The sequence below is a fragment of the Arenimonas malthae CC-JY-1 genome (genome assembly GCF_000747075.1).
GTDB classification, from domain to species: Bacteria; Pseudomonadota; Gammaproteobacteria; order Xanthomonadales; family Xanthomonadaceae; genus Arenimonas; species Arenimonas malthae.
Genome location: NZ_AVCH01000011.1, coordinates 1 through 14,990, shown reverse-complemented (window position 1 = coordinate 14,990; position 14,990 = coordinate 1). Strand labels below are relative to the sequence as shown.

At 72.3% G+C, this 14,990-nt stretch carries 8 protein-coding genes; 2 read left to right on the top strand and 6 right to left on the bottom strand.

The annotated features are described in order from the left end of the window. Nucleotides 1-4: 4 nt before the first annotated feature. Both N790_RS01545 and N790_RS01540 read right to left on the bottom strand, forming a co-directional pair. Nucleotides 5-691 carry a Fe2+-dependent dioxygenase gene (locus N790_RS01545; protein WP_043799964.1) on the bottom strand — a complete coding sequence of 229 codons (687 nt, stop codon included), beginning with the start codon at nt 689-691 and terminating at the stop codon, nt 5-7. Between the two features lie 16 nt (nt 692-707). Then, a complete protein-coding gene (locus N790_RS01540) occupies nt 708-3,026 on the bottom strand; it encodes a TonB-dependent receptor (protein ID WP_043799962.1) in 2,319 nt (772 codons plus the stop codon). Nucleotides 3,027-3,172: 146 nt separating this feature from the next. Here N790_RS01540 and N790_RS01535 point away from each other — a divergent pair, with 146 nt between their 5' ends. Beyond that, complete coding sequence (locus N790_RS01535; protein WP_043799961.1) at nt 3,173-4,954, top strand: autotransporter assembly complex protein TamA; 1,782 nt, start codon at nt 3,173-3,175, stop codon at nt 4,952-4,954. Continuing rightward, nucleotides 4,951-8,715 (top strand): translocation/assembly module TamB domain-containing protein, encoded by a 3,765-nt coding sequence (locus N790_RS01530; protein ID WP_043799959.1) that lies wholly within the window; start codon nt 4,951-4,953, stop codon nt 8,713-8,715. Before N790_RS01535 ends, N790_RS01530 begins: the two co-directional genes overlap by 4 nt. 52 nt (nt 8,716-8,767) lie before the next feature. Here N790_RS01530 and N790_RS01525 read toward each other — a convergent pair whose 3' ends face one another. From N790_RS01525 to mnmG, 4 genes are all read right to left on the bottom strand, one after another. Further along, nucleotides 8,768-10,591: an autotransporter domain-containing protein gene (locus tag N790_RS01525; protein ID WP_043799958.1), complete on the bottom strand. Its 1,824-nt coding sequence runs from the start codon at nt 10,589-10,591 to the stop codon at nt 8,768-8,770. A gap of 93 nt (nt 10,592-10,684) precedes the next feature. Next, the gene (locus tag N790_RS01520; RefSeq protein ID WP_052385587.1) at nt 10,685-11,896 is read right to left on the bottom strand and encodes a hypothetical protein; all 1,212 of its coding nucleotides are present in this window, start codon (nt 11,894-11,896) and stop codon (nt 10,685-10,687) included. Nucleotides 11,897-11,905: 9 nt separating this feature from the next. After that, a complete protein-coding gene (locus tag N790_RS15045) occupies nt 11,906-12,490 on the bottom strand; it encodes a DUF2062 domain-containing protein (protein ID WP_052385586.1) in 585 nt (194 codons plus the stop codon). A gap of 18 nt (nt 12,491-12,508) precedes the next feature. After that, a complete protein-coding gene (gene mnmG / locus N790_RS01510) occupies nt 12,509-14,386 on the bottom strand; it encodes a tRNA uridine-5-carboxymethylaminomethyl(34) synthesis enzyme MnmG (protein ID WP_043799957.1) in 1,878 nt (625 codons plus the stop codon). Nucleotides 14,387-14,990: the final 604 nt, after the last annotated feature.

Below are 14,990 nucleotides of genomic sequence, written 5' to 3'. Positions count from 1 at the left end.
GGCCTCAGGCCTCGGCCCAGCGGCGCAGCAGGTTGTGGTACACGCCGGTGAGCTGCACGAGCCCGGCGTGGCCCGGCGCGGCGGCGGTGAGCGCCTGGATGCCGCGGTCGAGCTCGAACAGCTCGCGGCGCTGGCCGGCGTCGCGCACCAGGCTCTGGGTCCAGAAGAAGCTGGCGATGCGCTCCCCGCGCGTCACCGGCGTCACCTCGTGCAGGCTGGTGCCCGGGTAAAGCACCAGGTCGCCGGCCGGCAGCTTCACGCGCTGGGTACCGTAGGTGTCCTGGATCACCAGCTCGCCGCCGTCGTACTCGTCGGGGCCGCTCAGGAACAGCGTCGACGACACATCGGTGCGCACCGGCTCGGGCCGCGCCCCGCCGCGGTCGTACCGCACGGCGTTGTCCACGTGGAAGCCGAAGGACTGCCCGCCGCGGTAGCAGTTGAACAGCGGCGGATAGATCTTGCGCGGCAGCGCGGCGCTGAAGAACAGCGGGTGCCGGCCCAGCGCGTCGAGCACGCGGCCGCCGAGTTCGCGGGCCACCGGGTCGCTCTCCGGCAGCTGCAGGTTGTGCTTGGCCTGGGCCGACTGGTAGCCGGCGGTGGCGCGGCCGTCGGCCCAGGCGGCGGTGGCAAGCCGGGCGCGGAAGTGCGCCAGCTCGTCGGCGGAGAGCACGTTCGGGACATGCAGCAGCATGGAAGCCTCGCGACCGTCAGAACCGGTAGGTGGCCGACAGCACGGCCGAGCGCGCCTCGCCGGGCGTGGCCCAGCCGTTGTTGCGCACGCGGGTGACGTACTTCTCGTCGGTGAGGTTGTTGAGGTTCAGCTGCAGGCTCAGCTGGCTGTTCACCGCGTACGCGGCCATGGCGCGGTGCGTGGTCCACGACGGCACGTCGGGCAGGCCGGCGACGCGGCCGGCATCGAAGGCGCCCTGGTAGGTCACGCCGTAGCCGAGCGTCCAGCCCGGGGCGATGGCGTAGGTCGTCCACAGGCTGGCGGAGGTTTCCGGCGTGTTGATGATGCGGTCGCCCCGCGTCGGGTCCGGGTCCGCCGGCGTGTTGGTGCAACCGTTCTGGCCGGGGTTGTCCAGGCAGTAATCGGATACCGATTGCAGCACCTCGCTGTCGAGCCAGGTGGCGTTGGCGAACACCGACCAGGCCTCGGTGAGGTGGCCGGCGATGCCCAGCGCGATGCCGTCCACGCGGGCGCGGCCGTCGAGCTGCTGCTCGCCCGTGGGGTTGGCCGGGTCGAAGTCGGCCACGCGGTAGTTCTGGCGCTTGTTGCGGAACAGCGCGGCGCTCAGGGCCAGGTGGCCGTCGAGCAGGTCCCACTTGCTGCCGAGCTCGAGGTTGGCGGCCGTTTCCGGTTCCACGCCGCAGGTTTGCGCGGTGCAGGCGCCGTTGACCGATGCCTTCGACGGCGTCTTGCTGTTGGCGTAGGAAAGGTAAACGGTGCCGTTTTCGGCCGGCTTGTACACCAGGCCGGCGCGCCAGGAGAACAGGTCTTCCTCGTTTTCGAACACCGCGCTCTTGCCGAGGATCGTGCCCAGGCCGGCGTTGTCGGGGCTGGGGTTGGCGGCACCCGGCGCGGTGTAGGTTTTCACCGCGTAGGTCGTGGTGTCGCCGGCGTTGTGCTCGTAGCGGGCGCCGAGGTTGAGCTTCCAGCGCTCGCCGAAGCCCAGCGTGTCGAAGACGTACAGCGCCTGGTTCGACAGCGTGCCCTCGCTGCGGCCGGTGCGGAAGTAATTCACCGGGCCGGCCCAGTGCGAATCCGGGTTCGACAGGTCCATGCGCGGCAGCGCCACCGGGCTGCCGTCGGCATTGCGCAGCACGCTGCCGGTGTCGAGCTCGAAGGTCTCGTGCGTGAACGCCGCGCCGGCCACCAGCGCATGGCTGACGGCGCCGGTGGCGAAGCGCGCGGTGAGGTCGGTCTGGCTGGTGGCCAGGGCGTTTTCGGTCTGGCGCCGGTAGCCGCGCGGGCCGCTGGGCAGGTAGCTGCCGGCGGGCGAACAGGCGGCGCCGGTGGCCGGATTGACTCCGTCCTCGAGGCACCACGTTCCCTGCACCGCATCCACGATCGAGTCCTGCGCCACCTGCTGCCAGCGCGCCAGGCTGCGCAGCTGCACGCGCTCGCTGAAGTCGTGCTCGAACAGGCCGGTCACGCTGTCGGCCGCGATCTCCTGGCGGTCCACGTTGTGGTAGCCGTAGTAGCCTTCCTCGTCCACGCCCGGCAGCACGCCGCCGTAGGCCGGGAAATACGGCAGGCCGTACTGCGGCAGGTTGTCGTCGCGCTGCACGAAAGCCGACAGCGTGAGGCGCGTGTCAGAATCCAGCGCCAGCCCCAGCGAGGGCGCGAAGCCCCAGCGTTCGAAGCGCTCATGGTCGCGGCCGGGTACGTCGTTCTCGTGCACCATCGCGTTCAGGCGCAGGGCGTTACCGTCGCCGAGGCGCTGGTTCACGTCGGCGGTGAGGCGGCGGAAGCCGTCGGTGCCCAGCGCCGCCGTGGCCTGCGCGAAGTCCTCCAGGCGCGCGGCCTTGCTCACCAGGTTGATGCTGCCGCCCACCGAACCGGCGCCCGAGTAGGCCGAGTTCGCGCCGTTCACCAGCTCCACCGACTCAAGGTTGAAGTTGTCGCTGCGGGTGTACTGGGCGCTGTCGCGCACGCCGTCCACGGTGACGTCGGCGCTGGCGCTGAAGCCGCGCAGCGTGATGGAGTCGCCGTAACCACCGCCGCCCTCGCCCGCGCCGAAGGTGATGCCCGGCAAGGTCTGCAGCACGTCGCGCAGGCCCAGCAGGCCCTGCTGGTCCATGGTGGCGCGGTCGACCACGGTGATCGTCTGCGGCGTATCGAGCAGCGCCTCGGTGTATTTGGGCGAGGCGGGCTTGTCCACGCGCTCGCCGGTCACTTCGACGGTCTCGAGTTCGGTGGGCGCCGGGGCCGCGCTGGCAGCGGCCGGTAGCGCCAGCGCGAGCGCCAGGCAAAGCGGATGCGGGACGGCCGCGCGGGCCGCCGGGGAGGGACGAGGAGACATGCTTCGGTCCTTGGGAAGGGGTCGTTGGCTGGGCCGAAGCGGCTAGCTAATGCGAATCATTATCATTACCAGTGGTGCCGATGGCAAGCCTTCCCTCACGAAACCTTGCCGGGCCGGCCTTGCGGCACCCGTTATGCTGTCCCGGCATGCCCTTCGCGCCCCCCGCCCGCCTGCTGGCCGTCCTGCTGCTCTGCCTGTGCGTGGCCGCGCCGGCGGCGGCGCTGGAACTGGTGGCCGTGCGGGTCACCGGCATCGACGACGAAGCACAGCACGACGACGTGCTCGATGCGCTCTCCCTGCACCGCCTCAACCCCAACCGCCGCAAGGCGCTCACCGAAAGCCGCCTGTCCTACCTGCTGCGCCGCATCCCGCGCGAAGCGCGCCAGGCCATGGAGCCCTACGGCTACTACGACACCCAGGTCGAAACCGAAGTCCAACGCGACGGCGAACGCATCACCGTGCGCGTGGCCATCACGCCGGGCGAACCGGTGAAGGTACGCAAGCGCGAGCTCGCGCTCACCGGCGCCGCCGAAGCCGACGCCACCCTGGCCCGCCGCCTGCAGCGCCTGCGTCCGCGCGAGGGCCAGGTGTTCGACCACGCCACCTACGAGACCGGCAAGGCCAACATGGACCGGGCGCTGGCGGCACGCGGTTATTTCGACGCCCGGCTCGACACCCACCAGGTCACCGTCAGCCGCGCCGAGCACGCCGCCGACATCGCCCTGGCCTGGGACAGCGGCGAGCGCTACACGCTGGGCGAAGCCACGCTCGAAGGCCACCCCTTCCGCCCCGGCCTGCTCGAACACCTGGTGCCGTGGAAACCCGGCGAGCCCTACGACCAGGCCGAACTGCTGGCGCTGCAGGCCTCGCTGGCCGAGCTCGATTATTTCGCCGCCATCGACATCCGCCCGCGCCCCGACGACGCGCAGGACAAACAGGTGCCCGTGACCGTGGCGCTCAGCCCCGCCAAGCGCAGCGTCTATTCGGCCGGCGTGCGCTTCGGCACCGATTCCGGCCTGGGCCTCACCGGCGGCCTGGAGCGGCGCTGGCTGAACGACCGCGGCCACAAGTTCGAAAGCCTGCTCAGCCTGGCCCAGCGCCGCAACGACCTGGCCACGCAGTACCGCATCCCCGCCTTCAAGTGGCTCGACGGCTGGTACACCGCCAGCGCCAGGCTGCGCCAGGAAGAGGTGGACGGCATCAACAACGAGCTGCTCGAAGTGGTGGGCAGCCGCAGCGGCCGGCTGGGCAACTGGAACCTGCTGGCGGCGCTGAACTACCGGCGCGAGCGCTTCGAGGACGCCGCCACCGGCTTCGACTACGCGTACTCGACGCTGGTTTATCCGTCGCTGTGGGCGCAGTGGAGCGAAAGCGACGACCCGCTCTACCCGCGCGCCGCGCGTGGCCTGACGATGGAGCTGCGCGCGGGCTCGTCGGCCTTCGGTTCGGACATCGACTTCCTGCAGGTGCGCGCCGAAGGCCGCTGGATCCGCAGCTTCGGCCGTCGCCACCGCCTGCTGCTGCGCGGCGAAGCCGGCACCACGGTGAGCGGCGACTTCCCCAACTTCCCGCCCTCGCTGCGTTTCTACGCCGGCGGCGACCGCAGCGTGCGCGGCTATGGCTACAAGGAGATCGGCCAATACATCACCGGCACCGACGGCCGCCGCTACGTGTTCGGCGGCAAGCACCTGCTGGTGGCCAGCGCCGAGTTCGAGCGCATGTTCACCCGCGAGTGGGGCGCGGCGGTGTTCGTGGACACGGGTGACGCCTTCGACGGCGACGGCAGCTTCGACCCGCAGGTGGGCGCCGGCGTCGGCCTGCGGTGGCGCTCGCCGGTGGGCCCGGTGCGCATCGACGTGGCGCACGGCTTCGGCGGCGACGCGCAGCAGTCGATCCGACTGCACCTCAACATCGGGCCCGACCTGTGAGCGCGCCGGCCGCCGCCCGCCCGCCGCGTTCGCGCCTGCACCGCTGGTCGCGGCGCGCGCTGTGGCTGGCGTTCGCGGGCGGCGCGCTGCTGGGCGCGGTGCTGGCGTGGCTGCTGCTCACCGGCAGTGGCCGCGATACGCTGCTTGGCCAGGTGACTGGCCTGCTTCCACCCGGCGCGCTCACCTGGGAACGCGCCGAAGGCAGCGTGCGCGGCCCGCTGGTGCTGCACGACGCGGTTTACCGGCAGGGCGAAGTGGAGCTGCGCGTGAAGCGCCTGATGCTCGACCCCGACCTGCTGCCGGTGCTCGGCCGCCGCCTGCAGCTCGACGCGCTGGAACTGGAGGGCGCGGTGCTGACGCTGCCCGCGTCGGCAGACGAACCCTTTGAACTGCCCGAGTGGCCCGAGGTGCTGCCGCGCCTGCCCCTGCCGCTCGACATCCGCAGCGCGCGCGTGGACATACGCGGACTGCAGGTGTTCCAGGGCGAGGTTCGGCGCGTGGACATCCGCACGCTCGAAGCCCGCGGCCTGCACCTGGTGGACGAAGGTTTCGCGCTCGGCGAGCTGCGCGTGGACAGCGACCTCGGCCGCGCCAGCCTCAAGGGCGAATACCGCCCGGCCCGCGACTTCCGCAGCGCGCTCACCGGCACTTTCGCCCGCGACGCCACCGACGAAGCGCCGGCCGCCGCGCTTCAGTTCAGCCTGCAGGGCAAGCTCGACGCGCTGGCGCTGGACGTGCGCGGCGACGCGCCGCAACCGCTGCTGCTGCAGGCCACGCTGGCCAACGGCAAGGGCGACTCGCCGCGCTGGAAGATCACGGCGAACTCCGACGGCCTCGCCCCGGCCCTGCTGGGCGCCGCGCCCGACGAACCGCTGCGCTTCGCGCTGCAGATGGACGGCGTGGGCCCCGCGGCCACGCTGTCGGGCGAAGGCGGCCAAGGCGAAACGAACCTCACCATCGAACCCTCCGAACTCTCGCTGTCCGGCGACGTGTTGCGCGTCGACCCGCTCGACCTGGTGCTGGAGAGCGGCCGCGTGCGGGTGGTGGGCGACGCCAAGCTCGACGCCACGAATTCCTTCGACCTGCGCATCAGCAGCCAGGGCCTGCGCTTCGAACCGGCCGCCGGCGAACCGGGTGCGCTGCCGGTGCAGGCACGCGGCGAACTGGTGGCCCGCGGCGTCGCCGACGACTGGACGCTGGAAGGCGAGGCCGTGCTCGCCCGCAACGGCGAAGAAGCCCGCCTGCGCGTGGCCGGCGAAGGCGACCGCGAGCACCTGCGCCTCGACGCCCTGCGCGCCGGCACGCCCGGCGGCGCGCTCGAGGGCAGCGGCCGCGTGCGTTGGTCGCCGCGTTTCGAACTGGGCCTGCAGGTGGCATTGCAGAAACTCGACCCCGGCTATTTCCTGCCCGACTACCCCGGCCGCCTCAGCGGTGCGCTCGACCTGCAGGCCATCAAGGACGAAGCCGGCTGGCAGGGCGCCTTCACGCTCGAAGACCTGCGCGGCGAACTGCGCCAGCGCGCCGTCGCCGGCCGCGCCAACGCCAGTTGGCAGGCCGGCCAGGGCCAGGGCGAAGCCGCGCTGCGCCTGGGCGAAAGCGCGGTGCTGGCGCGCGGCGCCTTCGGCCAGCGCTACGACCTGCAGGTACAGCTCGAACCGCTGCAGCTGGCCGACGTGCTGGCCGGCGGCGAAGGCCGGGTGGAGGGCCGCTTCGCGCTGCAGGGCCCGGCGGCCGCGCCCGATGTGTCCGCCGAACTTCGCGGCAGCGCGCTGGCTTGGGACGGTTACCGCGCCGAGACGCTCGCGCTCTCGGGCCAGCTGCCCGCGCGCGGCGAGGGCGGCGATTTCAGCGTGGAAGGCACGGGCGTGGACGCCGGCGGCGTGCGCGCCGACACGCTGTCGCTGCGCGCACGCGGCAGCCAGGCCCAGCTGGCGCTCCAGGCGCAGGCCCGAGGCGAACACGGGCAACTGCAGCTGGCGGGCGACGTCGGCCGCGAGGGCGCCACGTGGGCCGGCGTGCTGTCGGCGCTGCAGTTCAAGCCCAGCGTCGGGCCGGAACTCACGCTGGAGGACCGCGCCGCCTTCCGCGTGGGCACCGGCGTGCTGCAGCTCGATCGCAGCTGCCTGCGCGCCGGCGACACGGCGGGCCGGCTTTGCATCGCCGCCACCGGCGAGCGCGTCACGCTCGACGGCAATGACTTGCCGCTTGCCCTGGCCCAGCCCTGGCTGCCCACCGACGAAGGCGTGCCGCTGTCGCTGGATGGCGTGGTGGCGCTGCGCGCCGAACTGCAGCGCGGCCGCGACGGCGCCTGGCGCGGCGAGGGCGAGGCGACCTCGCCGCTCGGCGTGCTGAGGCTGGATCCGGAATCCGAGCGCGACGTGTTCCGCTACGAAGCCCTGCGTCTGGGCTTCACCCTGGCCGGCGACGCGCTGCAGGCGGAGCTCACCGCAAGCCTCGCCGACGACGGCCGCGTCTCCGCGCGTTTGGACACCGGCCTCGCCGACACCGCCCCGCTCGACGGCGAACTGCAGCTCGACGTGCGCGACCTCACCTTCCTCGAACTGCTCTCGCAGGACCTGGCCGCGCCCACCGGCCGCCTGCAGGGCCGTCTCACGCTGGCCGGCACGCGCGCCGAGCCCGCGCTCAGCGGCGAAGCCCGCCTGGCCGCCTTCGCCGCCGAACTGCCCGGCCTGGGCCTGAAGCTGGCCGAGGGCGAGTTCGAACTCAGCGGCCAGCCCTACGGCGTGGCCCGGCTGTCGGGCAGCGTGCGCTCGGGCGAAGGCCGGCTGCGCCTGGACGGCAGCCTGAATTTCGCCAGCCCGGAAGCCCCGCTGCAGCTGGTGCTGGGCGGCGAACAGGTGACCTTCGCCAGCACGCCCGAGCTCTACCTCATCGCCAGCCCCACGCTGGCGCTGCGCTACGAACAGGGCCAGCTGCAGGTGCGCGGCCGCGTGGTGGTGCCCGAAGCGCGCGTGGACCTGGAGCGGCTCGATTCCAGCGCCTCGGTGTCGCCGGACGTGGTGGTGCTCGACCCGGTGGACCCGGAGCAAGGCCGCGCGCTGCCGCTGGACCTGGATTTCGCGGTGGCGCTGGGCGAGGACGTGCGCCTGAAGGGTTTCGGCCTCGACGGCCGCATGAGCGGCACCCTAGCCATGCGCCAGCGCCCGGGCCGCGCCGCCACCGCCTCGGGCACGCTCGACGTCACCGGCGACTACCGCGCCTACGGCCAGGCGCTGAGCATCCGTCGCGCGCGCCTGGGTTACGCCGATTCCGCCGTGGACAACCCCACGCTCGACATCCGCGCCGAACGCGCCTTCGACGAGGTCACCGTGGGCGTGCAGGTGCGCGGCACCGCGCGCCGGCCGGAAACCACGGTCACCTCGCGGCCGGCCATGGACACCAGCGAGGCGCTGTCGTGGCTGGTGTTCGGACGGCCGCTGAGCACCGCCACCGGCGCCGAATCGCAGCAGCTCGACGCCGCCGCCATGGCGCTGGGCGCGGGCGGCAACCTGGTGGCGCAGCAGGTGGGCGCGCGCCTGGGCCTGGACGAAGCCGGCATCAGCGATTCGCGCAACCTCGGCGGCGCCGCGCTCACCGTGGGCAAGTACCTGTCGCCGCGCCTGTTCATCAGCTACGGCGTCTCGCTGGTGGGCAGCGGCCAGGTGGTGACGCTCAAGTACCTGCTCGCCCTCGGCTTCGACGTCAGCGTCGAATCCGGCAACGAAAACGCCGCCTCCCTCAACTGGCGCACCGAACGCTGAAAAAGAAAGGCCGCCCGGAGGCGGCCTTTCGGATGTTGCGGGTGGCTCGCGGTCAGAACGTGACGCGCAGGCCCAGGCTGGCGCTGTTGCGCTCCTGCTGGTCGTCGCTCAGGCGGCCGCTGTAGGCGGCGAACGCGGTGACGTTCTCGCCCACCTGCCAGTTCACGCCCAGGTCGGCGCTGATCCAGTCCTTCGACGGGGTGAAGCCCGGCATGGTGAAGCGGCCCGGCATCGAGTTCGAGCCGGCGTTCACGAACACCTGGTTGTCCTCGCCTTCCTCGTTGTAGGCCACGCGCAGGAACGGACGCACGCTCTCGTAGTTGCCCATCACCTGGTAACCAGCGCGGGTGACCATGGAATCGCGGTCGAAGCCGGCGAAGTTCATCGAGGTGGCGCTGCCGCTTTCCTCGGCGTACTCGTCCACTTCCTGCTGCACCCACGAGGCCGCCACGAACGGACCGTGCTGGAGGCCCGAGGCCGAACCGAACAGCCAGCCGATGCCGAGCTCGGCGCCGAGCAGGCTGGCGTTGGTGGAGCCCGCTTCCTCGCGCGTGTACGGGCCGAGCTGGATGTAGCGGGTCAGGTCGAGGCTGGTGCTGCCGCCGCTGATGGCGCCGTGCACGTAACCACCGCCGCCGAAGCGCAGGGTGCCGTGCAGCGAGCCGATCACCGAGCGGCCGTCGATGCCGCCGATGCCGGTGTCGTTGTCGTGGTTGCCCAGGGTGACGGCCACGCCCCAGTAGGCGTTTTCGCTGTAGCGGTGGTTCGCGCCCAGCGACAGGCTCATCACGTCGGCGCTGGCGCCCGGCACGGCGGCGCTGGCGTCGTAGTCCTGCTCGCCGTACTGCACGGTGGCGTAACCGCGCACGCTGCCCACTTCGCGGTCGAGCTGGAAGTCGGAGAACATCTCGTCGTTGATGGCGCGGACGTGGTTCTCGTTCATCTGCACGCCGGCTTCGCCCGCCATCGAGAACTGCACCGGCGCGGCGATGGTGGAGAGCACCACGTTGGCCAGCATCGCGTGCGCGGCGCCGGTCGGGTGCACGCCGTCGGCGAACAGGAAGGTCTCGTTGGCGCCCGGCGCGTAGGTCGCCGGCAGGCCGGAGCCGGCCGGGCCGCAGGCGATCGAGTTGGCCGGCTGGCAGGCGGTGCCGGTGATGTTGGTGAAGCCGTAGCGGCCCGGGTTGGCGGTGATCTCGCCGATCAGGCCGAAGGTGTTGATCGGGATGATGCCGTCGCCCAGCTGGCCCAGGCCGGTGGCCAGCGCCGAGTTGTACACCACGGTGATCTGCGACACCGCGCTGGCGTTCGGGGTGGAGCCGAACTGCGGGGTGGCGCCGAGGTTCGGCAGGTTATAGACGATGATGTAGTTCGCGCCGGCGGCCTGCAGGCGGCCGATCTGCTGCACGTAGGCAGTGGCCGCGGCCACGGTGAGCGCCTGGGCGTTGGCCGGGTTCAGCGTGAGCGCGGCGAAGATGTCGTTGGCGCCGCCCCAGATGCTGTAGAGCGCGTTCGGGTCGGCCACGCCGCCGGTCAGCGACAGGTACTGCGTCACCTGCGTGCCGATGTTCGGCACCGGGTTGAGGCAGGGCGCGGCCGCGTTCACGCAGGCGCCGCCCCAGGCGAAGTTGGTGCCGCCGGCCAGCGAGTTGCGCGCCTGCAGGCCGAAGGCCGCGGCGATGATCTCGGCGGCGACCGGATCCGGGTTGGTGGTGAAGCTGAAGCCGGCCGGCAGGCCCTGCGCCTGGGCGATGTTGCCCGAGTCGCTGAGGCTGTCACCGAACACGACGACGTTGCTGAATTCCTGGGCCTGGGCCGCGCCGGCGCAGCCAAGCGCCAGGGCAAGCGCGCCAGCCAAACGGTTGAAACGGGGCATGTGCAACTCCTTCGGACTTATGTAAGGCCGGGTGCGCCCCGGCGAGGCCGCCCCACCTTAATCCAAAGGGCAAATCCGTACCACTGGGTAGGGTCATTCAGAAACACGGGCGCCACGAAGCCGTGGTACCCCGCCCACTACCTCGGTCCAGGCCAGCCAGGCCTGGCCGTCGCGCAGGCGCAGGCGGGGGAAGCCGGTGGCGCGGCCGCGGCCGGCGATGTCCGCGACCTTGCGGCGGAAGTGTTCCGTGCCCAGCCCGGCGTCGAACCGGGCCAGCCACAGCGACTGCGCGCCGCCCTGCTCCTCCACCCAGGCCACCCAGACGCCGCGGGCGTCGGCGGCCAGGTCCAGCCGGCCCTGCTGGGCCTCGCCGCGGGCCAGCTCCTTCATGCCGGCGAACGTGCGGCCGGCGTCGCCGGAGCGCGCCAGGCGGATGGCGGGCGTGCCGCCGGTGGCGGTGTACCAGGCCACCCAGGCCTGGCGGCCGAGCGCGGCGATGGCCGGGCCGTTCACCGGGCAAGCCGGCATCACCCAACGGTCGGCGTGCACCATCACGGGCGCATGCCACTGGCGGCCGTCGAAGCGCGCCACGGCGATGTCGCGCACCTCGCCCGGGGCGCGGTCGCGGTAGGCCAGCAGCACGCCCTCGTCGGTGGCCACGCTGTCGGTCTGGCAGCAGTCGCAGGTGCTGGCGTCGAGCTCGAGCTCGGCGCGTTTGCCGCCGGCGTCGAAGCTGGCGGCGCGCAGGGTCATGGCGCCGCCCGGGCCGCCGTGGCCGGCATGGCTGGCGTGCCCGCCGCCGCCGGTGTGGCGGCCGTCGAGCCAGGCAATGCCCAGCCGGCCGTCGGGCTGTGCCCACAGCGTGGCGAACCCGTGTTCGGTGGGCGTGCCGTCGTCGTGCACCGGGGCGGTGGCCGCCCAGGTCTGGCCGCCGTCGCGCGAGCTTTGCAGGCGCACGTCGTAGGCGTAGGTGGCGTCGGCGTTCTTCACCAGCGTGTGCGCCCACAGGCTGCCGTCGGGCAGGGCCTGCAGCGCGGGGAAGTCGGCCCAGTTCACGAACCAGTCGCCGCCTTCGGCAATGGTGCGCGCGGGCGACCAGCCGGTGCGGGCGTCGTGGCGCGCGAAGGCCAGGCGGTGGCCGCCGCCGGCGCGCCGCTCGATCCAGCTCAGCAGCAAATCGCCGTCGGGCGCGAGCGAAAGATTGGGCTGCGCCGAGCCCGGTGGCGACGGCATCGACCAATCGGCAACGGTGGCGGCGGGCGCGGCGGGCGCGAGGGCAAGCAGGGCGAGGATCAGCGGCTTCATGCCGCCAATCTAATCGCCCGGGGCGTCGGCGTCACCGTGGCGGTAACCGAAGCGCGCGTGCAGCGCCGCCAGCTGCGCGCGGAAACGCCGCGCTTCCCAGGCCAGCAGGCGCCAGCCCACGTCCAGCAGCAGCGCGAAGCCCAGGCCCGCCACCACGCCGCCCACGACGAGCGCGTTCACGTGTGTGCCGAGCGCGCCCGCGCCTTCGCCGTAGCCGGTGAGCCCGATCAGCCAGGCGCCCAACGCATGCGTGGCGTAATAGATGGGCCCCAGCGTGAGCGGGTTGGTGACCATCTGCAGCGCCGTCATCACCGTGAGGTTGCCACGCAGCCACACCGCCAGGGCCAGGCCCAGCAGCAGCTGCAGGCCGTACACCGGCATCAGCGCCAGCACCGCGCCGGCGTAAAGCGACACCAGCACGTGCTTGCGCTTGAACGACCACAGGTAAGGCCGCTTGCGCGCGGCGTCGGCGAACCACTTCACCACCGGGTAGCGGGCCACGTTGGCCCGGCGTGGCAGCGGCCGCAGCCAGCGGCGCAGGCGACGGCGGCGCGCCAGCCAGCGCCGGTGCAGCGGGTGGGTGCGGACGGGCATGCAACGGGCCGCGCCGCCTCAGGCGACGCGACGGCCCTTGCGCCTGGCCAGCTGCACCAGCAGCAGCGAAATGGCCGCCGGCGTCATGCCGGGAATGCGCTGCGCCTGGCCGAGCGTCTCGGGGCGCACGCGGGCGAGCTTGCCCTGCAGTTCGGCCGACAGGCCCGGCAGGCCGGCGTAATCGAAGTCGTCCGGGATGCGCGTGTCCTCGTGCCGGCGCTGGCGTTCGATTTCCTCGCGCTGGCGCTCGAGGTAGCCGGAATACTTCACGCCGATCTCCACCTGCTCGGCCACCGCGGCATCGTCGACGCCGGGGCCCAGCGCGGGCAGCGCCATGAGCGCGGCATAGTCGAGCTCGGGGCGCTTCATCAGGTCGAGCGCGGTGCATTCGCGGCTCAGCGCCACGCCGGTGGCGGCCTCGAGCTCGCGCGCCAGCGCGCCGCCTGGCGCGGCCCACACGGCCTGCAGGCGGGCGCGCTCGCGCTCCACCGCTTCGGCCTTGCGCGAAAACGCCGCCCAGCGCGCCTCGTCCACCAGGCCCAGCTCGCGGCCCACGGGCGTGAGCCGCGCGTCGGCGTTGTCCTCGCGCAGCTGCAGCCGGTATTCGGCGCGGCTGGTGAACATGCGGTAGGGCTCGGTGGTGCCATGCGTCACCAGGTCGTCCACCAGCACGCCCAGGTAGGCCTCGTCGCGGCGCGGCGACCAGCCTTCCAGCCCGCGCGCGTAACGCGCCGCGTTCACGCCGGCCAGCAGGCCCTGCGCCGCGGCTTCTTCGTAGCCGGTGGTGCCGTTGATCTGGCCGGCGAAGAACAGGCCGGCCACGGCCTTGGTTTCCAGCGACGCCTTCAGCCCGCGCGGGTCGAAGTAGTCGTATTCGATGGCGTAACCCGGGCGGGTGATCACCGCCGCCTCGAAACCCTTGATCGAACGCACCAGCGCCAGCTGCACGTCGAAGGGCAGCGAGGTGGAGATGCCGTTCGGGTAGATCTCGTGCGTGTCCAGGCCCTCGGGCTCGATGAACACCTGGTGCGAGGCCTTGTCGGCGAAACGCACCACCTTGTCCTCGATGCTGGGGCAGTAGCGCGGGCCCACGCCTTCGATCACGCCTGAATACATGGGCGAACGGTCCAGGCCGCCGCGGATGATGTCGTGGGTGTGTTCGGAGGTGTGCGTGATCCAGCAGCTCACCTGGCGCGGGTGGTCGGCGGCACTGCCCAGGAAGGAGAACACCGGCACCGGCGTGTCGCCCGGCTGCTCGGCCAAGCCGCTGTAATCAATGCTGCGGCCGTCGATGCGCGGCGGCGTGCCGGTCTTGAGCCGGTCCACCGCGAACGGGCGTTCGCGCAGGCGCTGGGCCAGGGTGGTGGCGGGCGCGTCGCCGGCGCGGCCACCGGGATGGTTTTCCAGGCCCACGTGGATGCGCCCGGCCAGGAAGGTGCCGGCGGTGAGCACCACCGCGTCGGCGTCGAAGCGCAGGCCCGACTGGGTGATGGCGCCGCGCACGCGGTCGCCTTCGATCACCAGGTCGTCCACCGCCGCCTGGAACACGGTGAGGTTGGGTTGGTTCTCGACCATGCGGCGGATGGCCGCGCGGTAGAGCGCGCGGTCGGCCTGGGCGCGGGTGGCGCGCACGGCCGGGCCCTTGCTGGCGTTGAGCGTGCGCCACTGGATGCCGGCCAGGTCGGCGGCGCGGGCCATGGCGCCGCCGAGCGCGTCGATCTCGCGCACCAGGTGGCCCTTGCCGATGCCGCCGATGGCCGGGTTGCAGCTCATCGCGCCGATGGTCTCGATGTTGTGCGTGAGCAGCAGCGTGCGCGCGCCCGCCCGCGCGGCGGCGAGCGCCGCTTCGGTGCCGGCGTGGCCGCCGCCGATCACGATCACCTCATGGCTGAGCATGGCAAGGGGTCCTGGGCATGGGGCGCGATTATCCCGCGCCGGGGGCGGACCTGCACCCGCGTCGGGGGCTTGGCACGGTTCCTGCTTTATCCCCATGGCACCTACCGCGGCCAACGCCGGGGGGCGTCGACCAGACTGAACAGGGGCTGGTCAGGCGCGCGGTGGGGATGCCAGGGCCTGGAGCTCCCGGGGGGGAGCTCCAGGCCCTTTTTTTGTCCGCGATTTGCGCAGCCTGGGGATTCAAGGCGCGCCGGGAAGAAAGTCGGCGCCCGGCGGGTCATGGAACAGGGGGAATCCAGGGGACCTGGTGCCGGGCGCCGAACAGGCGATGCGGGGGCTTCGCTTGCGTCACAAAGCGACGCGTTGGGTCAGTTCGTGGGCGTAGGATGCGCCGCCGACCCGGGCGGCGCAATGCCGGAAAAGCCCTCGGAACTAGCGTTCGTCGCCGGATGTTTCGTTTTGTGACGTAGTTCTCACTCGCGGCTCCGGCGCGGGTTTCGGAGCCGGCATCGGCCGCGGCATGGCGCGCGGCGCCGGCTGGGGGCGCGACTCGGGTGCCGGGCGCGCCGACGGGTAGCGCATCTGCGGCCCGCCCGACGTGGCC

What these genes read in the sequence shown, in the direction of transcription:
- N790_RS01520 (WP_052385587.1), bottom strand. Translation starts at nt 11,896, where the DNA reads ATGAAGCCGCTGATCCTCGCCCTGCTTGCCCTCGCGCCCGCCGCGCCC.
- N790_RS15045 (WP_052385586.1), bottom strand. Translation starts at nt 12,490, where the DNA reads ATGCCCGTCCGCACCCACCCGCTGCACCGGCGCTGGCTGGCGCGCCGC.
- N790_RS01525 (WP_043799958.1), bottom strand. Translation starts at nt 10,591, where the DNA reads ATGCCCCGTTTCAACCGTTTGGCTGGCGCGCTTGCCCTGGCGCTTGGC.
- mnmG (WP_043799957.1), bottom strand. Translation starts at nt 14,386, where the DNA reads ATGCTCAGCCATGAGGTGATCGTGATCGGCGGCGGCCACGCCGGCACC.
- N790_RS01545 (WP_043799964.1), bottom strand. Translation starts at nt 691, where the DNA reads ATGCTGCTGCATGTCCCGAACGTGCTCTCCGCCGACGAGCTGGCGCAC.
- N790_RS01535 (WP_043799961.1), top strand. Translation starts at nt 3,173, where the DNA reads ATGCCCTTCGCGCCCCCCGCCCGCCTGCTGGCCGTCCTGCTGCTCTGC.
- N790_RS01540 (WP_043799962.1), bottom strand. Translation starts at nt 3,026, where the DNA reads ATGTCTCCTCGTCCCTCCCCGGCGGCCCGCGCGGCCGTCCCGCATCCG.